Below are 22,664 nucleotides of genomic sequence, written 5' to 3'. Positions count from 1 at the left end.
GCCAAGGCGGCCCCGGTGTGATCGAGAGGGCGGTACGCACCGGCATTGCGCCCGCTTCGGGAAAGTAATGGAATGTCGTTCCATTGGCGAGATATTGGAACGATGTTCCAGATGTGTCAAGCTAGCACCCATGAAAACCAGCAACCGGACCGAGCGGCGTGCGGACGCGCTGTCGAAAGAGCGGATCGTCGAGGCCGCGATCGGGATACTCGACCATTCAGGCGAGGGCGCGCTGACGTTTCGCACGCTCGCCGCGCACCTGGCGACCGGAAGCGGCGCGATCTACTGGCATGTCGCCGACAAGCAGGACCTGCTCGCGGCGGCTGCGGATCAAGTGATCGAGGCTGCGCTGACGGACGTGCCGACGGAGCGCGACGGCGATGCGGCGGAAGCGATCCGGCGCGTCGCGCTGCGTCTGTTCGATGCGTTCGGCGCGCATCCGTGGGTGGGGGCGCAGTTGTTCCGGGAGCCGTGGCAGCACGCGGTGCCGAGGATCCTGGAGCGCATCGGCGGGCAGCTTCAGGCGCTGGGTGTGCCAGAGTCCGCGCAATTCAATGCGGCGTCGGCGCTGATGCATTACATCTTCGGGCTGGCCGGCCAATACGCGGCCGGTGCGCGGCTGCATCCGCGCGAGGCGGGGCAGCAGGCGATCGTCGCGGCCGTGGCCGAGCGGTGGGCGCAGCTCGAACCGGCGCAGTATCCGTTCGTGCGGAAGGTGGCCGAACAACTGGCCGCGCACGACGAGCGCGCGCAGTTCCTGGCCGGCATCGATCTCATTCTGGCGGGCATCGGCGTGGCGGCTCGGTAAGCCCGCCATCGGATGCATGATTTCGAACGGCGGTGCGACGAGTCCGTCGTCACGCCAGCAGCCGCAGCGCATCCGCGAGCGACAACACCGTCGTGCGCGATTCGAACGCGGTGGCGAACAGATGCTCGTGGACGATCGGGTCCGGGTCGTAGCAGCAATCCTTGACCGTGTAGAGGCCGAAATCGGCGTCGCTCGCGTGGGCGATCGACGACAGCATCACGCCGGTCGATGCGATGCCGACCATGATCAGCGAATCGACGCCCTGCGCGACGAGCCGCGCCTGCAGATCGGTGCCGAAGAATACGCTCGCGCGGTGGGCGACGATCAGCGGTTCGTCGGGCTGCCTGGCCAGTTCGGGACACGGGGCGTCGTCGATGAAGAGGCCGAGCTGCTTGATGCCCTGGCCATTCTTGTTGCGCGGGCTGACTTCCGGATAGCCGGGGCTGAAGCGCAGATTCGCAAACCAGACGCCGATGCCGGCGGCTCGCGCCGCGTCGCAGAGACGGCGCGTGTTGGCGAGCAGCTCGGGCGCGACCGACGGGAAGAGCCCGAGAATATCGGTCTGGTAATGCATGACCAGCAGCGCGGTTTTTGATGGCACGATGGGCGGGATCGGCGAGGAGGAGCTGCTGCCGGCGTGCGCGCGGGCGGAGGTTGCAATTTCTGATGCGTTGTCCGGATTCATGCGTGGCGTTCTCCAGTAATCGCTTCGGAATGTCGGAAAATCGGCGGTGCCGACGATGCAGCCCGGCACCGCCCCTTCAAAAAATCGACCGCCCCGTATAAGTCGTCAACCACTCCAGCGCCAGCGTGCCGGCCAACGAATTCCCGTTCGCATCCAGCCCCGGCGCCCACACGCACACCGCCATCTCCCCGGGCAGCACCGCGACGATCCCGCCGCCGACGCCGCTCTTCGCCGGCAGCCCGACCCGGTACACGAAATCGCCGGCCGCATCATAGGTACCGCACGTCAGCATCAGCGCCGACAGCCGCTTCGCGGAACTCGAATCGACGATCCGCTCGCCGGTCGCCGGCGCGACGCCGCCGTTCGCCAGAAACAGCGCGGCGCTGGCGAGCTCGACGCAGTTCATCGTGATCGCGCACTGCCGGCAATACGCGTCGATCACCGTGTCGGGCGGCATCTGCATGTTGCCGAAGCTTGCCATGAAGTGCGCCATCGCGCGGTTGCGCTCCGCGTGCTGCAACTCCGACAGCGCGACGCGCGAGTCGTAGTCGATGTCGTTCGCGCCGATCAGCCGCCGCACGAATTCGACGAGCGCCGTCTCGGCCTTCACGAAGCGGCGGCACAGCACGTCGGTGACGACCAGTGCGCCCGCGTTGATGAACGGATTGCGCGGCTTGCCGCGCTCGCTTTCGAGCTGGACCAGCGAATTGAACGCGGTGCCGGACGGCTCGCGGCCGACCCGTTCCCACAGCGCGTCGCCCAGCAACTGGAATGCGAGCGTGCACGCGAACAGCTTCGAGATGCTCTGGATCGAGAAGCGCTCGTGCGCATCGCCGACGGTGTAAACGTTTCCGTCGAGCGTCACGACGGCCATCCCGAACTTGTCGGCGGGCACTTTCGCGAGTTCGGGAATGTAGTCGGCCACCCGTCCCTGGCCAATCCAGGGGGCGAGTTCGGTGTGGATGCGTTCGAGGATCGTCGGGTAATTCATCGCGTCAGGCAGGGTAGAGGCAGGCCGGATTCCGGCGAGCCCGTATGGAACCGTCCCGGCGCCGATTCGTCAAGCGCGGCCGAAATCGCGCCCTTATTTTCAAGACCGGCAAACAGGCGAGCGGCGGGCGCAGTATCATGCGGTACGTTTCGGCCGATGGCCGGCGTCCGGCACCGGCCGGCGCCGCCGCGGCTTCTCCGATGATCCGACCGCCGCCCATGTCTTTTCGCATTCTGCTCGTCGAAGACGACACCCGCCTGTCCACGCTGATCGCCGGCTACCTGCGCAAGAACGACTATGAAGTCGACACCGTGCTGCATGGTGACGCCGCGGTGCCGGCGATTCTGTCCATTCGTCCCGATCTCGTCATCCTCGACGTGAACCTGCCGGGCAAGGACGGCTTCGAGATCTGCCGCGAAGCGCGCAAGCAGTACGACGGCGTGATCATCATGGTGACGGCGCGCGACGAGCCGTTCGACGAGCTGCTCGGCCTCGAATTCGGCGCGGACGACTACGTGCACAAGCCGGTCGAGCCGCGCATCCTGCTCGCGCGGATCAAAGCGCAACTGCGCCGCGCGCCCGTGCGCGCGGCCGAGAGCACCGCGCCGCAGCCGGAGCGCTACGCGTTCGGCAAGTTCTCGATCGACCGCACCGACCGCACCGTCGTGCTGCCCGACGGCAGCACGCCCGACCTGACGTCGGCCGAATTCGACCTGCTGTGGGCGCTCGTGTGTCATGCGGGCGAAGTCGTCAGCCGTGACGATCTGATGCTGCAGCTGCGCGGCGTCGAATTCGACGGTCTCGATCGCACGATCGACGGGCGTATCTCGAAGCTGCGCCGCAAGCTGCGCGACGACGCGAGCAACCCGCAGCGGATCAAGACGATCCGCAGCAAGGGTTATCAATTCAGCAAGCACGCGTGGGAATGACGCCGCCGTCGCGCGACGCCGTCACGTTCCGCGCGGGCATTCCGCCCGCGGGCCGGGAGCCGCGATGATCCGACGAACCCGTTCGCACCCCGATGCGCCGCCGCTTCCGCCGCTGCGCTACGTCAAATGGCGCTGGCTGCATTTCCGACGCGCGTGGACCGACACGCGCGCCGATCGCATTCCGAGCTGGTCGCGCCTGTATGTGCGCACCTACGTGCATCTGCTCGGCCTCGTCTTGCTGACCGCACTGGTGCCCGCGCTCGCGCTGTCCGTCGAATTGTCGCCGCAGGTCGTGTGGCATGCGTTCGACTCGCTGCCGGGCGACATCTGGATCGTGCTGGCGTTCGTGTTCACGGCGCCCGCGCTCGCCGCGTACCGGTGGATGCGGCCGGTGTGGTCGGATCTGGTGATGGTGCGCGAGCGCGCGATCGATTTCACCGGCGGCCGCTTCAACACGCGCGCGCGCGAATCGCACAGCGTGATCATCGGCCCGCTCGCGCGCACGCTGAATGCGCTCGCGATGCGCATGGAGCGGCTGATCGCCGCGCAGCGCGATCTGACGAACGGGATCTCGCATGAACTGCGCACGCCGCTCGCGCGCGTGCGCTTCGCGCTCGAAATGCTGCGCGAACCGGGTTCGGCGGCCGAATACCAGGGCGCGCTCGAGAGCATCGCGCAGGACGTGACCGAGCTCGAGGAGCTGATCGACATGAGCCTCACGTATGCCCGGCTCGAATACAGCTCGCTGCAGTCGAACCTCGAGATGACCGCGCCGGTCGCGTGGTTCGAGCACCAGGTGAACGACGCGCAACTGCTGTATCCGGACCGCACGATCGAGTCGCGCATCGCGATCGCGCCGGATCTGCGCGTGAAGATGGATCGGCGGCTGATGTCGTATGCGATGCGCAACTTGTTGCGCAACGCGAGCAAGTACGCGAAATCGCGGATCGTCGTCGGGATCTCGCTCTTGCACGGCAACATCGGGATCTTCGTCGAGGACGACGGTCCCGGTGTGCCCGAGAACGAGCGCGAACGGATCTTCGACGCGTTCGTGCGCCTCGACCGTCGCACCGGCGGCTACGGGCTCGGCCTGTCGATCACGCGGCAGGTGCTCCACGCGCACAACGGCCGGATCGCTGTCGTCGATCCGGTCGAGCTCGGCGGCGCGCGGTTCGAGATCAGCTGGCCGGTCTAGCGCCACGCTGCGCGCGGGCCGATCGACGGCAATCGCGAAGACGCAGGCCGCCGGCGGGCGCATGCTCAGTAGGTGCGGCCGAGCTGCAGGTAGAAGTTGCGTCGGCCGCTGGGCGCGAGCGCCACGCCGATGTAGACGGGCCCGAACGCGGTCGACAGGCTCGTGAAGAACGTGTAGCTCTGCTTGAGCGAGCCGCCGCCGATCTGCTGGCCGCTGGACCAGACGTTGCCGAGTTCCGCACTGGCGCCCACCGACAGCGCCTTGATCGGCGATGCATTGAACGTCATCAACTGGTTCATGTACGTGATCTGCCCGTACGCCAGTTCGTTGCCGTTCAGCTGATCGGCCGCATAGGCGGACAGATGCTGGAAGCCGCCGAGCGTGAAGTTGAACGCGTTGATCAGGTTGGTGCCGCCGATGCTCTTGCCGCCTTCGATCGTCGCGCTGACGCTGTGTCGGCCGAACTGCTGCGCAATCATCGCCTTGCCGTAGATCTCGGTATAGGGCGAGTTATTGATCCCGTCGTCGAATTCCTGCGCCGAGCCGCCGTTACGCGACACGAGCGAACGGTCGATCCGCAGTTCGCCGAAATAACCCTTGCGCGGGAACATCGGATCGTCGAGCTGATCGATCACGAGCCGCGCCCGCGCGACCAACGCCTGGGACGTGAAGCTCGGCCACAGCAGCGTCTGGCCGCTGCCGTCGTCGAACGGTACGTTGTAGGTCGGCGAGCCGTGCCCGGTCATGTAACCGACGCCGATCCGGAAATCGCCGAGCCGCGCGATCGGCAGGCCCAGATCGATTCCCGCGCGTGCCGTCTGCATCAGGTACTGCGTGACCTTCACGTCGCCGGAGTTGTTGTACAGGTTCGCATAGCGACGCTGGTATTCGGCGTACGGCGACAGGTACACGCCGTACGCGGTCGAAAGCGGCTGGCGCAATTCGACGCGTGCCGACTGCAGGTCGCTGCCGATCGTCGTGTCCGCGCGGAATTCGAGCCCCGATTCGGTGAGCCACGGCCGCCGGTAGCCGACGTGCAGGCGGAAGCCGCCTTCGTCGGTCGAACTGCTCGACATGCCGAGCCCGAACAGCAGGAAGTTCGGCCCCCAGTACTTCTCGCGCGCATTGATCTCGAGCACGTTGTCGTCGCCGTGGCTCACGATCTGCTGCGTGACGCTCTCGAAGTTGCCGCCGGTCGTGAGTCCGAGCAGATCCTGGCTGACGGTCTTCGGATCGTAGATGTCGCCGGGTTTCACATGCAGCGCGTTGCTGACGACGCGCTTCGGCACGCCGCCGCTGGTCTTGATGTCGATGCGCGTGATCCGGATCGGCGGCGGCAGCGGCTGCGCGTGCGCGGACCGGTAGGCCGCGTACTGTTCCGGCGTGAGCGCGAAACGCCGCAGTTTCGGCAGCGCCGCGGTCGCGGCGGCCTCGCCGGCGGCAATCGCCTGCTTCGCGTTCTGGAAATCGGTGAACGCGAGCGAGCCGAGGTTCGGCGTGAGCAGCACGTCGTGCGCGTCGAGCTGCTTGCGCTGCGCGGTCACGTTCTGGCGGATCAGGATGCCGACCATCTGCTGCATCACGTCGGCAGGCGACGCGAGTGCGTCGAGCGGGCGCAGTTGCGAGCCGATGTCGACGGCGATCACGATGTTCGCGCCCATCTGCCGCGCGGTGTCGACGGGCAGGTTGCTGACGAGCCCGCCGTCCACCAGCGCGCGTCCGTTGATCTCGGCCGGCGCGAACAGGCCCGGCATCGCCATGCTCGCGCGAATCGCGAGCGGCAGCGAGCCGTGGTCGAGCACGACCATCTGGCCCGTCTGCAGGTCGGTCGCGACCGCGCGGTACGGGATCGGCAGGTGGTCGAACGGCTGGTTGGTCGGCACGGCGGCCGTCCAGTTCGCGAGCAGCGCCTGCAGCCGGTTGCCCTGTACGAGGCCGACCGGCGCCTTGACGCCTTTCTTGCCGAAGCCGAGCGTCAGCCCGTTGATGTACAGGCGTTCGTCTTCCCGGCTGGTTTGCGGCAGGTCCGCGCGGTCCGTCACGTCGAACGCGATATCCGCCAGATTGACCTCCGACAGCCGCTTCTGCATCTCGTCGGCCGCCATCCCGCTCGCGTACAGGCCGCCGACCACGGCGCCCATGCTGGTGCCCGCAATGCAGTCAATCGGAATCCGGTTGTCCTCCAGCACTTTCAGGACACCGAGGTGTGCGTAGCCGCGCGCGCCGCCACCGGACAGCACGAGGCCGATCGACGGCCGGCCGGCCGGGCCGCCGTCGGCCGTGCAGGTGTGCGCCGACGCGGCGGGCGCGGCGGCAGCCGGCGCGTCGGCGGCGGCAACGGGTTGGGCAGCAGCGGCTTCGGTGGCCGGCAGCGGTTGCGCGGCGACCGTGCAGCACCAGAAGGCAACGAGCGTCGTGCAGAGCGGGCGCACCGGCGCCCAGCGGAAGAAAACGGTCGCTGTCATGGCGAACATACCTGGCGTGATCGTGCGTCTGAGGCCTGCCGGGAGCAGGCAAGACCGAGAGATTACCGTGTTTTACAGGCCCGACGCGAGAGGTTCGTTGCGTAGCCGGACGTGCCCGAAACGCCACATTCGGCAATTTCGTCGCGAAAAAATCATGGGAATTGCCTAAAGTATCGGAACGATTTGCCGCTAAGCTCGTGATGGGACGGCATGGACGCGTGGCAAAACGTGCGGCGCGGCTGTCCCGGCCCGTTCCCTCACAAAGGTTTGAAATATGTCGACACCGCTGTTCGGAAAGTTGTTTGCGCAACCCGTTGCGATCGACCTGGGAACGGCAAGCACGCGGATCTATACGCACGAACGCGGCGTGGTGCTGAACCAGCCGTCGGTCGTCTGCTTCCGCAAGGGCGGCGCAAGCGACGCGCGGCCGACGCTCGAGGCCGTCGGCGAGCTCGCGAAGGCGTTGCTCGGCCGCGAACCGGGGCATCTCGAATCCGTGCGGCCCATGCAGCACGGCGTGATCGCCGACGCGCACGCGGCCGAGCAGATGATCCGCAGCTTCATCGACATGTCGCGCACCCGCTCGCGCTTCGGCCGCCGCGTCGAGGTCACGTTGTGCGTGCCGTCCGACGCGACGGCCGTCGAGCGCCGCGCGATCCGCGAGGCCGCGTTCGCGGCCGGCGTATCGGAGGTCGAACTGATCGAGGAATCGCTCGCGGCCGGGCTCGGCGCGGGTTTGCCGGTGACCGAGGCGGTCGGCTCGATGGTCATCGACATCGGCGGCGGGACGACCGAAGTCGCCGTCATCGCGCTCGGCGGCATCGTGTACCGCGAGGCGATTCGCGTCGGTGGCAACCAGTTCGACGCGGCGATCGTCAACCATGTCCGCAACCTGTACGGCGTGCTGCTCGGCGAGCAGACGGCGGAGCACGTGAAGAAGACGATCGGCTCGGCCACCAGCGCGGTGCCGCGCACGTCGACCCGCGCCGTCGGCCGCGGCATCGGCGACGGCCTGCCGCGTTCGGTCGAGCTGTCCAATCACGACGTCGCGGACGCGTTGGCCGCGCCGCTCAAGCAGGTGATCGGCGCGGTCAAGTCGGTGCTGGAAAACGCGCCGGCCGAACTCGTGACCGATATCGCGAATCGCGGCGTGGTGCTCACCGGCGGCGGCGCGCTGCTCGCCGGGCTCGAACGCCTGCTGTACGACGAGACCGGGCTGGTTGCGCGGATCGCCGACGAGCCTGCCACCTGTGCGGTGCGCGGCGCCGGTGAGGCGATGGGGCGGCTCGCGATGTGCCCGGCCGATTGAGCCGGGGCGGTGCCGGCCGGGCGCCGCGGTGCAGGCTTCACATTCTTTCGATCTCGCTGTTGTCGGCCCGGCCGGCATCGTCCACTACATGGACGGGCGCGGGCACTGCGCGCCGGCGGCGAGACGACCCACATCGGCTTCTCGACGCTCGGCCTGCGCGCGGCGTCGCCGCCCGGTTCGATCGCGAGCGGCACGTTCACCGCGCGCGGCACGGTCGGCATGGCGGCATGCGTTCGGCAACGTGCGGCCGTCGCCGGCGTTCGCGTTCGCGAACGGCGCACGTCGTGTCAGGTGTCGGGCGTGCCGATTGCTCGCGACAGCGCGGTGCTCGAAGCCGGCATCGACGCGAACGTCACGAAGCGCCTGACGCTCGGCCTCACGTTACAGCGGCCGGTATGACACTGGCGTGCGCGACAACGGGATCCTCGGCAACATCCTGCGGAAATTCCGACCGGCAACCGATGTACCCGCACGCGACACGGTGCGACGACGCGACTTCGCATCGCGTCGCGGCCGTTTCGGCGCTGCGCGCGCCCCCCGTTCTGGCCTATCCTGTGCGAAACACGCGACGCGCGCCGCGCGTTGCGCCTCGACACAGGAGCATCGATGCCGAATCACGCCGAAGCCACGACGACGCAGGCGCCGCAAGTCGCGCCGATTGCCCCGACCACCGCGTCGGGTCCCGCTTTCATCGCGCCCGAAGCCGATCCGCAGGCGATCGCGCGCAACAATCAGTACGTGCTGAAATCCGGTGACGCGTTCGTGGTCAGCGACGCGCTCGGCGACATCGGCGGGCATGACGACGGCCTGTTCGTCGACGACATGCGCGTGCTGTCGACCTGGCGCCTGACGTTCGGCGGCCGTGCGCCGTCGTTGCTGTCGGGCGCGACGAGCGCCGACAACGCGTCGTTCACCGCGCATCTGACGAACCGCCCGCTGCCGCCGCTCGGCGGCCACGAGACACCCGAGGGCGTGATCCACATCGAGCGGATGCGCGTGCTCGCGGGCGACGTGCTGTACGAAGCGCTGACGCTGACGAACTACGGTGCGAGCGAAGCCGAAGTGCCGCTGTCGCTGTCGTTCGCGGCCGATTTCAAGGACATGTTCGAAGTGCGCGGCACGCAGCGGCCGAAGCGCGGCACGGTGGGGGCGCCGCGCGTCGACGCGGGCGCGGTGCGGCTGCGCTATGACGGCCTCGACGGCGTGGAGCGCAACGTGACCGTGCATTTCTCGCCGGCGCCCGACGCGCTGTCGGTCGATCGCGCCGACTACACGCTGACGATCGCCGCGCAGGCGTGCGTGTCGATCTACCTGACCGTCGATGCGACGCTCGGGCCCGCGCAGGGCGAAGGGCCCGGATGCGGCCGCGTCGCGCTGCGTACGGCGCTCGTCGGCGTGCATCGCGAGATGCGGGCGCGGCGCGAGTCGATGGCGCGCGTGAACACCGGCAATCCGCTGTTCGACGCATGGCTCGATCGCTCGCTCGCGGATCTCGGGTTGCTCACGACGCAGCTCGACACGGGGCCGTACCCGTATGCGGGCATCCCGTGGTTCTCGACGCCGTTCGGCCGCGACGCGATCATCACGTCGCTGCAGATGCTGTGGCTGCAGCCGTCGCTCGCGCGCGGCGTGCTGCGGTTTCTCGCCGAGCATCAGGCGCGCGAGACCTCCGCGTTCCGCGACGCGGAGCCCGGCAAGATCATGCACGAGTTCCGCCGCAGCGAGATGGCCGCGACGGGCGAGGTGCCGTTCGCGCTGTACTACGGCGGCGTCGATACGACTCCGCTGTTCATCGTGCTCGCGGGCGCCTATGTCGAGCGCACCGGCGACGATGAGCTGATCGACGAGCTGTGGCCCGCGCTCGAGCGTGCTGCGCAATGGGTGATCGACAAGTGCGACCGCAATCCGTACGGGCTGCTCGATTATCAGCGCACGTCGGAGCGCGGCCTCGCGAACCAGGGCTGGAAGGACAGCCACGATTCGGTGTTCCACGCGGACGGACGTTTCCCGGACGGGCCGATCGCGCTCGTCGAAGTGCAGGCCTATGCATGCGCGGCACTCGACGCGATGTCGGCGTGCTCGCACCGGCGCGGCCATGCGGCCGACGCGACGCGCTACGCGTTGCGCGCGAAGACGCTGCGCGAGCAGGTCGACGCGCTGTTCTGGATGCCGGAAGGCAATTTCTACGGGATCGCACTCGACGGCCATGGCGACCTGTGCCGTGTGTTCGCGTCGAACGCGGGCCATCTGCTTGCCTTCGGGCTGCCCGACGCCGAGCGCGGCGCGGCGGTCGCCGGCGTGCTCGGCTCGGCGCTGTTCCAGACCGGCTGGGGCATCCGCACGCTCGCGGCCGGCCAGCCGCGTTTCAATCCGATGGCCTATCACAACGGCTCGGTGTGGCCGCACGACAATGCGCTCATCGCGCGCGGCCTGGCGCGCTACGGCGACAAGACGGCCGCGGTGAATCTGCTGCGCGCGCTGTTCGAGGCGGCGGTGAGCTTCGAGATGCGCTTGCCGGAGCTGTTCTGCGGATTCCCGCGCCGACGCGGCGAACCGCCGACCGCGTATCCGGTGGCCTGCCTGCCGCAGGCGTGGGCGGCCGGCGCGCCGTTCATGATGCTGCAGGCGTGCCTCGGCGTGAGCATCGACGCGGCGCGCCACGAGGTGCGCGTCGAGCGTCCGGCATTGCCGGAAGGCGTCGACTGGCTGCGGATCGATGCGCTGCGCGTCGGCGACGAAACCGTGTCGCTGACGTTCCGCCGCGTCGACGGCCAGGTCATCGCGGCGGCGGAGCAGCCGGGCCGTGTGAAGGTGGTCGCGGTGCTGTAGCGGCGTGCCGCGCGAACGTTGCGCGATGTCGCGCCACGTTCGCGCGCAGCGGCATAGAATCGTGACATGACCCTTGAACGATGGCGGAGGTAGACGATGACGACCGACAATCGGCCCGACGACGGCGAGCACAAGCTCGAGAATCTGGAAGCGGCGGTCGACCACCTGCACAAGTCGATCGAATCGCAGAGCATCGCGGTCGGCGCGGCGAAGGGCATCCTGTTCAGCCTGATCGAAACGCTCGGCGCACTGATCGGCGATCCCGACCTGCCGGAGCATGCGCGTTCGGGCTACGAAGCGTTGCGCGACAAGGCGAGCGAATTGCGCGGCGGCCTCGAGCGCCATTGACGCACGGGCGGCGCAGGTGCTGCCCGATTCGGCAGACGCAGCACAAAACCCCGTGTGCTCAATCAGTTAGGTGCCCGATACGCAGGATATCCACAAGCTTGCCAACACAATCTGTGGAGAACCGCCCGGCCATCGGCCGGGTGCGCCACGCGTGCGCGGCGTGCGGTTCGACAATCTTTGCGGTGCCACACCATTGACCGGCCAAGGTCCGTGAACTGAATCCCCTTCTGTATCAAGATGTTACGCGCCCGATGTGGCGGATATCCACAGGCTTGCCAACAAAATCTGTGGACAACTCGCAATCGATTGCGTCGCAGGCGTTGAGGATCCGGCCGGAATGCGACGGGTGCGCGAAGCCCGTGCGCAAAGCCTGCCCGCGCCGCGCATCGGCGCACGAATGCGTGCGCGATCAAAGGCTTAGCTTCCGGATACCCAGGATATCCACATCCTTGCCAACACTTTCTGTGGACAAGCGCGGCCGCGTTATTCGGTGGGCGCCGCGCCGGCCGCTTCCGCCACGATCCAGTCGCGAAAGAGCGTCATCGCGGGCGTCAGCGGTTTCGACTTCAGCGACGTGAGCCAGTAGCCGCCCGCGCGCACGTCGATGTCGAACGGCCGCGAGAGCTGGCCGAGTTGCAGTTCGCGCGCGAACATGCAGGCGGGCGCGAGCGCGACGCCCGCACCTTGTATCGCGGCCTCGACCATCAGCCGGGACGAATCGAATACGGGCCCGTTGACGGCCCACGGTTCGAGTTGCGCGGCGTCGAACCAGCCGAGCCATTCGTCGGTGCGGTACGAGCGCAGCAGCGTTTCGTTCGCGAGGTCAGCCGGCTGCGCGAGACGCCGCGCAATGTCCGGCGTGCACAGCGCGGTGAGCGGCGCATCGAGCAGTTGCTCGTTGCGTGTCGTCGGCCAATTGCCGACGCCGAAGCGGATCGCAAAATCGAGGCCCTCGGCGGCGAGGTCGACGACGTTGTTGTTGGTCCGCAGCCGCAGCTCGACGAACGGGTGTGTGTCGCCGAACTGCTTCAGCCGCGGCATTAGCCAGCCTAGGGCAAAGGTGCCGACGACGCCGAGCGTCAGCACCTCGCGGAAGCGCCCGCCGTCGAATTGCTTGAGCACCGTCTCGATGCGGCTGAACGCGTCGCTCAGCACCGGCAGCAATGCACGCCCCTCGTCGGTCAGCCCGAGGCCGCGCGGCAATCGCGTGAACAACGTGCAGCCGAGCCGCTCCTCCAGCGAGCGCACCTGCTGGCTGACCGCGGCCTGGGTCACGCTCAGCTCGAGGCCGGCGCGCGTGAAGTTCAGGTGGCGCGCCGACGATTCGAATGCGCGCAACGCATTGAGCGGAAGATGAGGGCGGAGTTTGGTCATAAGAATTTCTTTTGTCAGCGCTCAATTATCGTTGCTTGTCGGGCAACCGTAAAGTCTCGATAGTGCTGTCTCGGCGGCCGGCCGTTTTCGGCACGCAACACCGACACGCAATGCCGTTTCGCCGCCATTCCACCACGAGACAACCGACATGACCTACTCAACGAAACGTCGAACCCTGTTGCTGGCCGCCGCGACGGCGCCGCTCGTTCTCACCGTCACCGCGTGCGCGTCGCGGCAGGCCGCGGCGCCGGACCCGGCCGCGGCGGCAGCCGCGGACGCCATTGCGCCCGTCGCGGCGGCGACGACGCTCGCCGATCTCGAGCGCGACGCGGGCGGCCGTCTCGGCGTGTGCGCGATCGACACGGCGAGCGGCCGCGCCATCGAGCATCGCGCGGGCGAGCGCTTCCCGTTCTGCAGTACGTTCAAGGCGATGCTGAGTGCGGCGGTCCTCGCGCAGAGCGTCGAGCGGCCGGGCTTGCTGCAACAGCGCGTGACGTACACCAAGGCCGACCTCGTCAACTATTCGCCGGTGTCGGAGAAGCATGTCGGCGCGGGCATGACGGTCGGCGCGCTGTGCGAGGCCACGATTCAGTACAGCGACAACTCGGCCGCGAACCTGCTGATGAAGCTGATCGGCGGCCCGTCGGCGGTAACGGCCTACGCGCGTTCGATCGGCGACGACATGTTCCGTCTCGATCGATGGGAGACCGAACTGAATACCGCGCTGCCGGGCGACCCGCGCGACACGACGACGCCCGCCGCGATGGCCGCCAGCATGCGCGCGCTGACGCTCGGCGACGCCCTGCCGGCCGCGCAGCGTGCGCAGCTCGTCGCGTGGCTGCGCGGCAACAAGGTCGGCGACAAGCGAATTCGCGCGGGCGTGCCCGCCGGATGGACGGTCGGCGACAAGACCGGTACCGGCGATTACGGAACGACGAACGATGCGGGCGTCATCTGGCCGACGTCGCGCGCGCCGATCGTGCTGGCCGTGTACTACACGCAGACGCAAGCCGATGCACGGGCGAAGGACGACGTGATCGCGTCGGCCGCGCGCATCGTCGCGCGCACGTTCGGTTGAGCAGCGCGGCACGGCGCGCGTGGCGAGCGCCGCGGGCGCGCCTTGCCGCAGTCGTGACCCGCGCGATCAAACGTTGTGCGATCAACGACTTAGGTCGCGCATGCTCAGGATATCCACATGCTTGCCAACAAAAATTGTGGACAAGCCCGCGCGCCGCGGCGTCCGGCGCGACGCGCGCCGGGCGTGCCGCGTTTGAGGCAGCGCGAACAAAGTCTTTCGGATCAAGCGCTTGGTCGCGGTATGCGCAGGCTATCCACACGCTTGCCAACACAATCTGTGGACAAGCACGGCAGCCCGCGCGTCACGTGCCGACGCGGCATGCAACGCGCGATCGGGTGTCGTCGTGCCCTTTTCGAGGCGGCGCGGACAAAGTCTTTCGGATCAAGTGCTTGATCGCGGTATGCGCAGGCTATCCACATGCTTGCCAACACAATCTGTGGACAAGCTCGCGCGCGGCCGCGACCGAAACGCTCAGGGCTGCCGATCGTCGACGGCGGGCCAGCGCGCGAACGCGAACACCCACAACATGACGAAGTTCAGCACCGGGACGAACATCGTCAGGATCCACCAGCCCGAATGCCCGGTGCGCCGCACGATGCGGACGTACGGATAGACGACGATGGCGACGAGCACGAGCGAGACGAGCAATTGCCACGCGGTGAAGTGTTCCATGGTCTTCCTCGGAGTGAGGTGTCGTGATGCGGTGCCGGCGGCACGGCCGGCCCGGGGCGCATGGCCGACGATGCGCGGCCGCGTGCGGCTTGCGTGATCTTGATGCGCGGCGGGCACGGGCGTCAAGGCAGCGGCAGGGCGCTGCCCGGATGCCCGATCGTCGCGTTCGCGCATGCCGATGCCGCGCGTTGCCGAAACGGTGACGCGCGGCGCGAATCGTAGGCCGATCAACGGGTTAGCGCAGGCTTGCGCAGGATATCCACAAGCTTGCCAACAAAATCTGTGGGTAAGTGGTGCAGCGCCGGTCCGGCATGCGTGCGGCGGTTGCGATGCCCATCGGACGTACATCGTGGACGTACATCGTCGTGGCGTCGTGATGCGATGTGCGGCGAAGCGGTGACGGCGATGGCTCTTGCCCGGGCCTTGTCTGCATCACGCGTGCCAAAGTCCATCGGATCAAGGGTTTAGCGCCGCGGTGCGCAGGATATCCACAAGCTTGCCAACATTTTCTGTGGAGAAGTCCGCATTCGCGATTCGGCCAAATGCCACGCGCTGCCACGCTTCGCACGCCGGCTCACGCCGTGCAGATACCGGCCACGCCGACCTTCTGGAACAGGTGCGGGCTGGTGACGGCGGACGACGGATAGGCCGACAGCTTCGCGACGAATTCCGGATGCGTGAAGGCTGCGCGAAAGGCGTCCGTCGATTCCCGGACCGCGTGGTTCAGGTAGGTCGGGCTGTCGCCGAGCGCGCGATGAAGCTGCGTCGAGATGAATCCCGGCTGGCGCTTCATGAATTCCGCGTCGTCTTTCCAGACGGCGAGAAAGTCGGCTTCGTCGGCGGGCGCCGGCGTAAACATGTTGACGAGCACGACCGGCGCCGCATCGATCGCGATCTGTTGCCGGATTTGCCAACATAATCCGTGGACAAGCCGACCGCCGCGCGCGCGTCAGGCCGGCCGCGGGAAGCGCACCGTGACGGTCAGCCCGCGCCCGCCGCGCGTGGTCCCGAGCGCGACGGTCGCGCGATGCTGTTCGGCGATCCGCTTGACGATCGACAACCCGAGCCCGCTGCCCGACGACGTGGCGGCTTGTGCGCCTTCGCCGCGATAGAAGCGTTCCCATACGTCCGTGCGTTCGGCCTCCGGAATGCCGGGGCCGTCGTCGGCGACTTCGAGCACGGGCGTCGCGCCGTCCATGCGCGCCGACACGTCGACGCGCGCGCCTGCGCCCGCATAGCGGATCGCGTTGTCGACGAGATTGTTCAGCAGCACGCGCAGCGTGTCGGCATTGCCCGCCGTCGTCACGGGCACGTCGACGATCGCACCGAGATCGATCCGGTGCGCGTCGGCGACGCGCGCGCGGTCCGACACCACCGAACGGCACAGCGCGGCGAGATCGACCGGCGCCGACGCGCCGACGGCCGCCTGCGCATCGGGCTCGAGGCGTGCGAGCGTCAGCAACTGTTCGGCGAGGTGGCCGAGGCGCGTCGTGCCCGCATGGATTTGCGCGAGGATGCGCTCGCGTTCCTCGGCAGTCGCCGCGCGTCGCAGCAATTGCGACTGGATCGACAGCCCCATGATCGGTGTGCGCAGCTCGTGCGCGGCATCGGCGATGAAGTGCCGCTGCAACGTGAACGAGCGGTCGAGGCGTGCGAGCAGGTCGTTGATGGCCTCGGCGAGCGGGCGGACCTCGTTCGGCATCGACGCGACGTCGACCGGCTCGAGGTTGTTCGCATTCCTGCGTTTCAGGCCGGACGCGATTGCCCGTAACGGCCGCAACCCCGCGCCGATGCCGAACCACAGGCCGAGCGCGAGCAGCGGCAGCATCGAGAAGACGGGCCACAGCAGGTGGACGGCGATGCCCGCGATCGCTTCCCAGCGCGCATGCCGTGCCTGCGCGAGCCGGATCGTCGTGCCGCCGCGCTCGGTCACATAGGTGCGCCACGGCTGGCCGCCGACGTCGACGCTCGCGATGCCCTGCTGCGCGGGCGGCGGCAGCTTCGAGTCGAGGTCGGTCGAATACACGAGCGTGCCGTTGCGCCATACCTGCAGCAGCACCGCATCGGGGTCGCTCGCTTCGAAGCCGTGCTTGCCTGTGGCGCGGTTGCTGAACGACAGCTCGCCGTTCGGGCCGACGACGATCTGTTTCGACATGCTGCGCATCTGGTCGTCTAGCAGATCGTCGAGTTCGCGCAGCGCGCCCCAGTAGGTGCCGGCGCTCGCGACCAGGCCGATCACGCACGCGGCCGGCAGCAGCCACGTCAGCAGGCGCCGCCGCAACGACGCGTTGCGCCAGCGCGCGACCGCGCGTTGCAGGCGCGTCACGTGCCGTCACCGATCCGGTAGCCGACGCCGCGCACCGTGCGGATCATGTCGTGGCCGAGTTTCTTGCGCAGGTTGTGGATATGCACCTGCACCGCGTTGCTCTCGATTTCCTCGCCCCAGCTATACAGCCGTTCCTCGAACTGTTCGCGCGAAATCACCGCGCCCGGTTCGCGCATCAGCTCGTGCAGCAGCACGAATTCCTTCGGCGACAGAGGCACTTCGTCGTCGTCGAGCCAGACGAGGTGCTTGACGGGATCGAGCCGCAGCGGGCCGATCGCGAGCGTCGTCTGCGCGCGGCCTGCATGGCGGCGGCTGACCGCGCGGATGCGGGCGAGCAGTTCGTCGAGCGCGAACGGCTTGACGAGATAGTCGTCCGCGCCGCTGTCGAGGCCCGCGATGCGGTCGGGCACGCCGTCGCGCGCGGTGATGATGATCGCGGGCAGGTTTTCGTCGCGGCGGCGCAGCGCGGCGAGCACCGACAGGCCGTCGCGATTCGGCAGCCCGAGATCGAGCAGCAGGAGCCCGTAGCCGGTCGCACGCAGCGCGAGCGACGCGGCGTCGCCGTCCTTCACCCAGTCGACCGCGAAGCCTTCCTGCTTGAGGCCCTGTTCGAGCCCGCTGCCGATCAGCGGATCGTCCTCGACGAGCAGTACGCGCATGGATTCGTGTCTCTCCGACAGGGGCGCCGCGGCGCCCGGGGTTCTCATGATAAGCGCACGCGCCTTAGGCCCAGCTTAAATGCACGCCGTGCGCGGCCCGCGTTCGTACCGGTCCAATGCGGCACCGTGTCGCTTCGGCATGCCCTTCAGGTTTGCTTAATCTTACGGTCCGTAAGCTGGCGCCGTCGCGTTCAACGGAGCGCGGCGCCACATCGAAGAAGAGGACCGAGATCATGAAACACCTGGCCAGAATCCTGGCGGTCGCGCTCGTCGCGCTGCCTGCCGCCGTCTACGCGCAATACACGGGGCCGTCCGCGCTGACCACGACGACCGTGAAGGAACTGCTCGCCAACGGCCGCGACGACCAGCACGTGCAGTTGCAGGGGCGCATCGTCAAGCACGTCGGCGGCGAGGATTACGAGTTCGCCGACGCCACCGGCACGATCCGCGTCGAAATCGACCCCAAGCTGTGGGCGGCGGGCCAGCCCGTCAGCGACAAGAACGAAGTGAAGCTGACCGGCGAATTCGAGCGCAAATGGTCGGGCCGCGTGAAGGTCGACGCCGATCACGTCGAAGTGCTGCGCTGACGGTGGGCGCGGGGCCGGTGATACCATGGACGACCGGTTCCCGTTCCCACCAAGATGGCCGCCAATTTCGACGAACTCGCGTCCCGGATCCGGGCGCAATTTTCCGAGCTGAGCCCGCAATTCCAGGCGGGCGCCGCCTTCCTGCTCGATCATCCCGACGAAGTCGCCACGTCGTCGATGCGCAAGGTCGCGCAGCGCGCGCAGGTGCAGCCTGCGTCGCTCGTGCGGCTCGCGCAGCAATTCGGCTTTCCCGGCTGGAACGAGCTGCGCGACCTGTGCGTCGCGCGCGTGCGCACGCGTCCCGAGCCGCTCACGCAGCGTGCGCGCTCGCTCGTGCGGCCCGACGCGAAGGCGTCGCTCGCGCACGATCTGCTCGCCGCGCAGCAGCACAACCTGTCGGCGACCGCCGCGCAGAACGAGCACGCGCTCGCGGATGCGGCGAGGCTGATCCGCAAGGCGTCGCACGTGCACGTGGCGGGGTTTCGCTCGTGCTATCCGGTGGCCTTCGGTTTCGTCTACGGCTACCGGCTGTTTCGTCCGACCGTGTCGCTGCTCAACGGCGTCGCCGGTTCCCTCGAAATGGAGTTGCGCACGATCGCGAAGCAGAACGTGACGGTGATCGTCAGCTTCGCGCCGTATTCGGCCGAAGCGACGCGCGTCGCGCAGGCCGCGAAGGCGCAGGGCAGCCGGATCGTTGCGATCACCGACAGCGCGGTGTCGCCGATCGCGCTGCACGCGGACGCGCAACTGATCTTCACGCACGACAGCCCGTCGTTCTTTCCGTCGCTGGTGGCCGCGCATGCGATGGCCGAGGCGCTGGTCGCGCAGTTGCTGGCGCTCGAAGGCAGCGATGCGATCGCGGCGCTCGAGCGGACCGAAGCGGAACTGCACGCGAAGGGCGCATACGTCGTTTGACGGGCGCGGCATGCACGATTTCCGTCCATTTTCATCCACGACCCCGCGCAACCGATGACGTTGACCTATGCCGTGACCGATGCGAGCGATCCGGAGGTGCGCAAGCAGATCGTCGCGCCGCTCATCCGCTTCAACGAAAGCCAGGCCGGCCCGGTCGACTTTCGGCCGCTGGCCGTGATCGCGACCGACGAGGCCGGCGCGGTGGTCGGCGGCCTGTGGGGCGGCACGGCGTTCGGCTGGCTGCATGTCGACCTGCTCGTAGTACCCGAAGCCGCGCGCGGCCAAGGCGCCGGCACGCGCATCATGGATCTGGCCGAACAGGAGGCCGTCGCGCGCGGTTGCCACAGCGCGTGGCTCGATACGTTCGACTTCCAGGCGCGGCCGTTCTACGAGAAGCGCGGCTATGTCCGCTTCGGCGAGCTCCACGATTACCCGGTCGGGCACAGCCGCATTTTCCTGACGAAGAAACTCGCGGGGTGAGCGCCGCCGCGCCGCACGATTGACGACGCCGGCGGCCGTCGCCTACGATACCGGCCAGCGATGCAGGTCGCTTCCGGGTCCGCGGAAAGGGTTCAACCCACCTGTCGCTGCAAATCCAGTCTTCCCCCATCCTTTGTGCTGGCGGTATTGCGGACCTTCGGCCATCCACGCACGAGGATCCGCATGAAAAAGCTGCCTCCCAACGCCCATCCCGATCATCTGAAAAAGCAGGCCAAGGCATTGTTGCGCCTGTACCGGCAGGGCGACGCCGATGCCGTCGCGCGCTTCGTCCAGTCCCTGCCGGCAGCCGCGAATCGCACGCATGACGAAACGCTCGCACTCGGGCTCCACCTGCACGACGCACAGTCCTGCATCGCGCGCGAGTACGGTTTTGCTTCATGGGCCGATCTCGGCGTGTTCGTCGAAACGCATGCGCTCGCGCGGCAACCGCGGTCGTCGGTGATTCGCCGCTGGCTCGACCTCGCATACGGCGCCGACGTGACCGGCGGCTTCGACGCGGCCCGGCCGCGCGTCGCCGCGCAATTGCTGCGCGATCGTCCCGATCTCATATCGGCGGACTCGACGATCGCATGCGCATCGGGCGATCTCGACGCGGTGAAGGCGGCGCTGGCCGCCGATCCCGGCTGGATCGCGCGCGCCGACGGTGCGCTGAAGTTGCCGCCGCTCGTCGCCGTCACGCATTCGCGGCTCGGCCAGCTTCCCGAATTCGCGGCCCGGCTGCGTGCGTGCGCGCGCTATCTGCTCGATGCGGGCGCCGATCCGAACCAGCGGATCGGCAACCGGACGCCGCCGGCCTCGCTCGCGCAGCCCGACGAGTCGGCGCCGCTGTCGGCGCTGTATGGCGCCGCCGGCGTCAATCGCGATCCGGTGCTCACCGCGATGCTGCTGGAAGCCGGTGCCGATCCGAACGACGGCGAATCGCTGTATCACTCGGTGGAGAATCCGGCATGCACGCGCCTGCTGCTCGAGCACGGCGCCCGGGTGAGCGGGACGAATGCGTTGCGGCGGGCGCTCGACGTGCCGGACGCTACCGCGCTCGAGTGCCTGCTCGCGCATGGCGGCGACCCGAACGAGCCGGCCGGCGACGGGCCGACGAAGATGTGGGGCGCGCCGTTGCTGCGCGCAATCGCCGTGCGTTGCCCGGTGCGCCATGTCGCCGCGCTGCTGGCGGCCGGCGCCGATCCCCGCGCGCGGACCGCCGCGGGCGTCAGCGCGTACCGGCTCGCGATGCAGACCGGGTTGTCCGACGTCGCGGCGCTGTTGCGCGCGGCCGGCGCGGAGGAAGCGCTCGATGCGCAGGACGCATTCGTGGCGGCCTGCGCGCGCGCCGATGCCGACGACGCGCGTCGCATCCAGGCGCGCCATCGCGAGCTGCCCGGTACGTTGCCCGACGACCGGCTGCGGTTGCTGCCGGACGCCGCCGCATGGGGTTCGCGCGATGCGGTGAAGGTGATGGTCGAACTGGGCTGGCCGATCGCCGCGCGCGGCGGCGACTGGGACGCGAGCGCGCTGAACCACGCGGTGTTCCGCGGCGATGCCGAACTGCTGGCGTTCCTGCTCGCGCACGGCGCAAACTGGCGCGACGTGCACGGGTTCGGCAGCGATGCGCTCGGTACGTTGTCCTGGGCGTCCGTCAACGAGCCGGAGGGCGTCGGCGATCCCGACTGGGAAGCGTGCGCGCGCGTGCTGATCGCGCACGGCGTGCCGCCGGCGGTGCGCGATCCGTCGAATCCGGATGGCGTGCTGATCGACGGTCGCGCGATGCGGTTTTCCGAGGCCGTCACCGACGTGTTGCTCGGCGTCGACGCCGGGCGGCCCGCATCGACGTGAACCGACGCGGGCGGCCATGCGTGGCGGCCTGCATTCGGCATCGGCGAGTTTGTCCTGTTGCGCCACGACATTTCGGCGAATGCTGAAACGTCGCGTGCACGACCGGCGTAAGCTCACCCGTCAACACTGTCCCCGGAGTTCGCGATGACCCGTTCCGACCTGCAAGCCCGCCACGCCGAAGCCTTCCGTGCGCTGCACACGCGCCCCGGCGCGTTCATCATCCCGAACCCGTGGGACGCAGGCACCGCGCGCCTGCTCGCGATGGCCGGCTTCGAGGCGCTCGCCACGACGAGCGCCGGTTACGCGTTTTCGAAAGGGCGACCCGACAACGCGATCGACCGCGACGCGATGCTCGCTCACATCGCCGATCTCGTCGCCGCGGGCGGCTTGCCCGTGAGCGCCGATCTCGAGAACGGCTTCGGCGACGCACCCGACACGGTGGCCGAAACGATCCGGCTGGCGGCCGAGGCGGGCGCGGTCGGCGGCTCGATCGAGGACGCGACCGGCCGTGCCGATACGCCGATCTATGCGCGCGACGTGTCGGTCGAGCGGATCGCGGCGGCCGTCGACGCGGCGCGTGCGCTGCCGTTTCCGTTCACGCTGACCGCGCGCTGCGAAAACTACCTGCACGGCCGGCACGACCTCGACGACACGATCGCGCGGCTCGTCGCCTATCGCGACGCCGGCGCCGACGTGCTGTATGCGCCCGGCATCACCGACGCCGACGAGATCGCGGCGGTGACCCAAGCGGTCGGCGCGCCCGTCAATGTCGTCATGGGTCTGCAGGGCGGGTTGCTGAGCGTCGACGAACTGGCGGCGCTCGGCGTGAAGCGCGTCAGCGTCGGCGGCGCGCTGGCGCGGGCCGCGCTCGGCGCATTCCTGCGTGCGGCGACGGAGATGAGGCGCGACGGCACGTTCACCTTTACCCGGGCGGCCGTACCGGGGCGCGATATCAACTGCTGGTTTGCTGCACCGGATAATTCGCCGATTTTGTTCGACGAATGATCCCTAATAAAAGCTGGAATCGTTTACGGCGTAACGTTGATTGACGATAATCAACCGGTTTCGCGTCCGGATTAACCGTCGATGACGGCGCAAAAATCATCGTATATTCTCCGCATTCCGCCCGATCGGCCGCAGGCGGCGTGTAAGCCGCGCCGGGG

General features: G+C 68.2%; 21 protein-coding genes. 13 read left to right on the top strand and 8 right to left on the bottom strand.

The features are described from left to right. The first annotated feature begins 67 nt into the window (after positions 1-67). Positions 68-808, top strand: coding sequence for a TetR/AcrR family transcriptional regulator (locus WS89_RS21920; RefSeq protein ID WP_257128201.1), 741 nt, complete (start codon positions 68-70; stop codon positions 806-808). Positions 809-857: 49 nt separating this feature from the next. Here WS89_RS21920 and WS89_RS21915 read toward each other — a convergent pair whose 3' ends face one another. Together WS89_RS21915 and WS89_RS21910 are read right to left on the bottom strand one after the other, a co-directional pair. After that, the gene (locus WS89_RS21915; RefSeq protein ID WP_059793446.1) at positions 858-1,493 is read right to left on the bottom strand and encodes an isochorismatase family cysteine hydrolase; all 636 of its coding nucleotides are present in this window, start codon (positions 1,491-1,493) and stop codon (positions 858-860) included. 76 nt (positions 1,494-1,569) lie between these two features. After that, positions 1,570-2,484, bottom strand: coding sequence for a glutaminase (locus tag WS89_RS21910; protein ID WP_059793444.1), 915 nt, complete (start codon positions 2,482-2,484; stop codon positions 1,570-1,572). Between the two features lie 218 nt (positions 2,485-2,702). Between WS89_RS21910 and WS89_RS21905 the strand changes: the two genes are divergently transcribed. Next, positions 2,703-3,413, top strand: a complete 711-nt coding sequence (locus WS89_RS21905; protein ID WP_059793443.1) for a response regulator — start codon at positions 2,703-2,705, stop codon at positions 3,411-3,413. Between the two features lie 64 nt (positions 3,414-3,477). Then, positions 3,478-4,608, top strand: coding sequence for an ATP-binding protein (locus WS89_RS21900; RefSeq protein ID WP_059793441.1), 1,131 nt, complete (start codon positions 3,478-3,480; stop codon positions 4,606-4,608). 65 nt (positions 4,609-4,673) lie between these two features. On the opposite strand, the gene WS89_RS21895 is transcribed toward WS89_RS21900, so the two are convergent. Further along, a complete protein-coding gene (locus WS89_RS21895; RefSeq protein WP_059793479.1) occupies positions 4,674-7,073 on the bottom strand; it encodes a patatin-like phospholipase family protein in 2,400 nt (799 codons plus the stop codon). Between the two features lie 274 nt (positions 7,074-7,347). On the opposite strand from WS89_RS21895, the gene WS89_RS21890 reads away from it, so the two are divergent. The 4 genes from WS89_RS21890 (at position 7,348) to WS89_RS21875 (ending at position 11,559) form a co-directional block, all read left to right on the top strand. Beyond that, positions 7,348-8,382 (top strand): rod shape-determining protein, encoded by a 1,035-nt coding sequence (locus WS89_RS21890; protein WP_059502482.1) that lies wholly within the window; start codon positions 7,348-7,350, stop codon positions 8,380-8,382. Between the two features lie 9 nt (positions 8,383-8,391). After that, on the top strand, positions 8,392-8,781 hold the full coding sequence (locus tag WS89_RS21885) for an autotransporter domain-containing protein (protein WP_059793439.1): 390 nt from the start codon (positions 8,392-8,394) through the stop codon (positions 8,779-8,781). Between the two features lie 207 nt (positions 8,782-8,988). After that, positions 8,989-11,211, top strand: coding sequence for an amylo-alpha-1,6-glucosidase (locus tag WS89_RS21880; protein WP_059793437.1), 2,223 nt, complete (start codon positions 8,989-8,991; stop codon positions 11,209-11,211). A 96-nt stretch (positions 11,212-11,307) separates the two neighbouring features. Further along, positions 11,308-11,559 carry a hypothetical protein gene (locus WS89_RS21875; RefSeq protein ID WP_009694579.1) on the top strand — a complete coding sequence of 84 codons (252 nt, stop codon included), beginning with the start codon at positions 11,308-11,310 and terminating at the stop codon, positions 11,557-11,559. Positions 11,560-12,042: 483 nt separating this feature from the next. On the opposite strand, the gene penR is transcribed toward WS89_RS21875, so the two are convergent. Further along, positions 12,043-12,933, bottom strand: coding sequence for a beta-lactamase transcriptional regulator PenR (gene penR, locus WS89_RS21870; RefSeq protein WP_059793435.1), 891 nt, complete (start codon positions 12,931-12,933; stop codon positions 12,043-12,045). A gap of 148 nt (positions 12,934-13,081) precedes the next feature. Here penR and blaPEN-bcc point away from each other — a divergent pair, with 148 nt between their 5' ends. After that, positions 13,082-14,011: a PEN family class A beta-lactamase, Bcc-type gene (gene blaPEN-bcc, locus WS89_RS21865; RefSeq protein WP_059793433.1), complete on the top strand. Its 930-nt coding sequence runs from the start codon at positions 13,082-13,084 to the stop codon at positions 14,009-14,011. 471 nt (positions 14,012-14,482) lie between these two features. Here the strand turns inward: blaPEN-bcc and WS89_RS21860 are convergent, their stop codons facing one another. The 4 genes from WS89_RS21860 to WS89_RS21845 form a co-directional block, all read right to left on the bottom strand. Further along, positions 14,483-14,683, bottom strand: coding sequence for a hypothetical protein (locus WS89_RS21860; protein WP_059793431.1), 201 nt, complete (start codon positions 14,681-14,683; stop codon positions 14,483-14,485). Between the two features lie 574 nt (positions 14,684-15,257). Next, a complete protein-coding gene (locus tag WS89_RS21855) occupies positions 15,258-15,590 on the bottom strand; it encodes an antibiotic biosynthesis monooxygenase family protein (RefSeq protein ID WP_059502493.1) in 333 nt (110 codons plus the stop codon). Between the two features lie 42 nt (positions 15,591-15,632). Further along, on the bottom strand, positions 15,633-17,009 hold the full coding sequence (locus WS89_RS21850) for an ATP-binding protein (RefSeq protein WP_059793429.1): 1,377 nt from the start codon (positions 17,007-17,009) through the stop codon (positions 15,633-15,635). Then, positions 17,006-17,668 (bottom strand): response regulator, encoded by a 663-nt coding sequence (locus tag WS89_RS21845; RefSeq protein ID WP_034204371.1) that lies wholly within the window; start codon positions 17,666-17,668, stop codon positions 17,006-17,008. Before WS89_RS21845 ends, WS89_RS21850 begins: the two co-directional genes overlap by 4 nt. 233 nt (positions 17,669-17,901) lie before the next feature. Here WS89_RS21845 and WS89_RS21840 point away from each other — a divergent pair, with 233 nt between their 5' ends. The 5 genes from WS89_RS21840 (at position 17,902) to WS89_RS21820 (ending at position 22,506) form a co-directional block, all read left to right on the top strand. Next, on the top strand, positions 17,902-18,255 hold the full coding sequence (locus tag WS89_RS21840) for a YgiW/YdeI family stress tolerance OB fold protein (RefSeq protein ID WP_059793427.1): 354 nt from the start codon (positions 17,902-17,904) through the stop codon (positions 18,253-18,255). A gap of 54 nt (positions 18,256-18,309) precedes the next feature. After that, on the top strand, positions 18,310-19,170 hold the full coding sequence (locus WS89_RS21835; protein ID WP_034204373.1) for a MurR/RpiR family transcriptional regulator: 861 nt from the start codon (positions 18,310-18,312) through the stop codon (positions 19,168-19,170). Between the two features lie 54 nt (positions 19,171-19,224). Then, positions 19,225-19,650, top strand: coding sequence for a GNAT family N-acetyltransferase (locus tag WS89_RS21830; RefSeq protein WP_059793426.1), 426 nt, complete (start codon positions 19,225-19,227; stop codon positions 19,648-19,650). 183 nt (positions 19,651-19,833) lie between these two features. Further along, positions 19,834-21,501 carry an ankyrin repeat domain-containing protein gene (locus WS89_RS21825; protein ID WP_059793424.1) on the top strand — a complete coding sequence of 556 codons (1,668 nt, stop codon included), beginning with the start codon at positions 19,834-19,836 and terminating at the stop codon, positions 21,499-21,501. Between the two features lie 144 nt (positions 21,502-21,645). Next, positions 21,646-22,506, top strand: a complete 861-nt coding sequence (locus WS89_RS21820; protein ID WP_059793422.1) for an isocitrate lyase/PEP mutase family protein — start codon at positions 21,646-21,648, stop codon at positions 22,504-22,506. The last annotated feature ends 158 nt before the right edge of the window (positions 22,507-22,664 follow it).

It is taken from the genome of Burkholderia sp. MSMB1072 (assembly GCF_001524725.1).
Taxonomy (GTDB): Bacteria; Pseudomonadota; Gammaproteobacteria; order Burkholderiales; family Burkholderiaceae; genus Burkholderia.
This window is presented reverse-complemented; position numbering and strand designations above follow the sequence as displayed.

Bases quoted from the DNA above. Each gene is read 5' to 3' on its own strand.
- WS89_RS21820 (WP_059793422.1), top strand. From the start codon at position 21,646: ATGACCCGTTCCGACCTGCAAGCCCGCCACGCCGAAGCCTTCCGTGCG.
- WS89_RS21920 (WP_257128201.1), top strand. From the start codon at position 68: ATGGAATGTCGTTCCATTGGCGAGATATTGGAACGATGTTCCAGATGT.
- WS89_RS21895 (WP_059793479.1), bottom strand. From the start codon at position 7,073: ATGACAGCGACCGTTTTCTTCCGCTGGGCGCCGGTGCGCCCGCTCTGC.
- penR (WP_059793435.1), bottom strand. From the start codon at position 12,933: ATGACCAAACTCCGCCCTCATCTTCCGCTCAATGCGTTGCGCGCATTC.
- WS89_RS21905 (WP_059793443.1), top strand. From the start codon at position 2,703: ATGTCTTTTCGCATTCTGCTCGTCGAAGACGACACCCGCCTGTCCACG.
- WS89_RS21840 (WP_059793427.1), top strand. From the start codon at position 17,902: ATGAAACACCTGGCCAGAATCCTGGCGGTCGCGCTCGTCGCGCTGCCT.
- WS89_RS21875 (WP_009694579.1), top strand. From the start codon at position 11,308: ATGACGACCGACAATCGGCCCGACGACGGCGAGCACAAGCTCGAGAAT.
- WS89_RS21845 (WP_034204371.1), bottom strand. From the start codon at position 17,668: ATGCGCGTACTGCTCGTCGAGGACGATCCGCTGATCGGCAGCGGGCTC.
- WS89_RS21830 (WP_059793426.1), top strand. From the start codon at position 19,225: ATGACGTTGACCTATGCCGTGACCGATGCGAGCGATCCGGAGGTGCGC.
- WS89_RS21900 (WP_059793441.1), top strand. From the start codon at position 3,478: ATGATCCGACGAACCCGTTCGCACCCCGATGCGCCGCCGCTTCCGCCG.
- WS89_RS21880 (WP_059793437.1), top strand. From the start codon at position 8,989: ATGCCGAATCACGCCGAAGCCACGACGACGCAGGCGCCGCAAGTCGCG.
- WS89_RS21860 (WP_059793431.1), bottom strand. From the start codon at position 14,683: ATGGAACACTTCACCGCGTGGCAATTGCTCGTCTCGCTCGTGCTCGTC.
- WS89_RS21915 (WP_059793446.1), bottom strand. From the start codon at position 1,493: ATGAATCCGGACAACGCATCAGAAATTGCAACCTCCGCCCGCGCGCAC.
- WS89_RS21890 (WP_059502482.1), top strand. From the start codon at position 7,348: ATGTCGACACCGCTGTTCGGAAAGTTGTTTGCGCAACCCGTTGCGATC.
- WS89_RS21910 (WP_059793444.1), bottom strand. From the start codon at position 2,484: ATGAATTACCCGACGATCCTCGAACGCATCCACACCGAACTCGCCCCC.
- WS89_RS21825 (WP_059793424.1), top strand. From the start codon at position 19,834: ATGAAAAAGCTGCCTCCCAACGCCCATCCCGATCATCTGAAAAAGCAG.
- WS89_RS21835 (WP_034204373.1), top strand. From the start codon at position 18,310: ATGGCCGCCAATTTCGACGAACTCGCGTCCCGGATCCGGGCGCAATTT.
- blaPEN-bcc (WP_059793433.1), top strand. From the start codon at position 13,082: ATGACCTACTCAACGAAACGTCGAACCCTGTTGCTGGCCGCCGCGACG.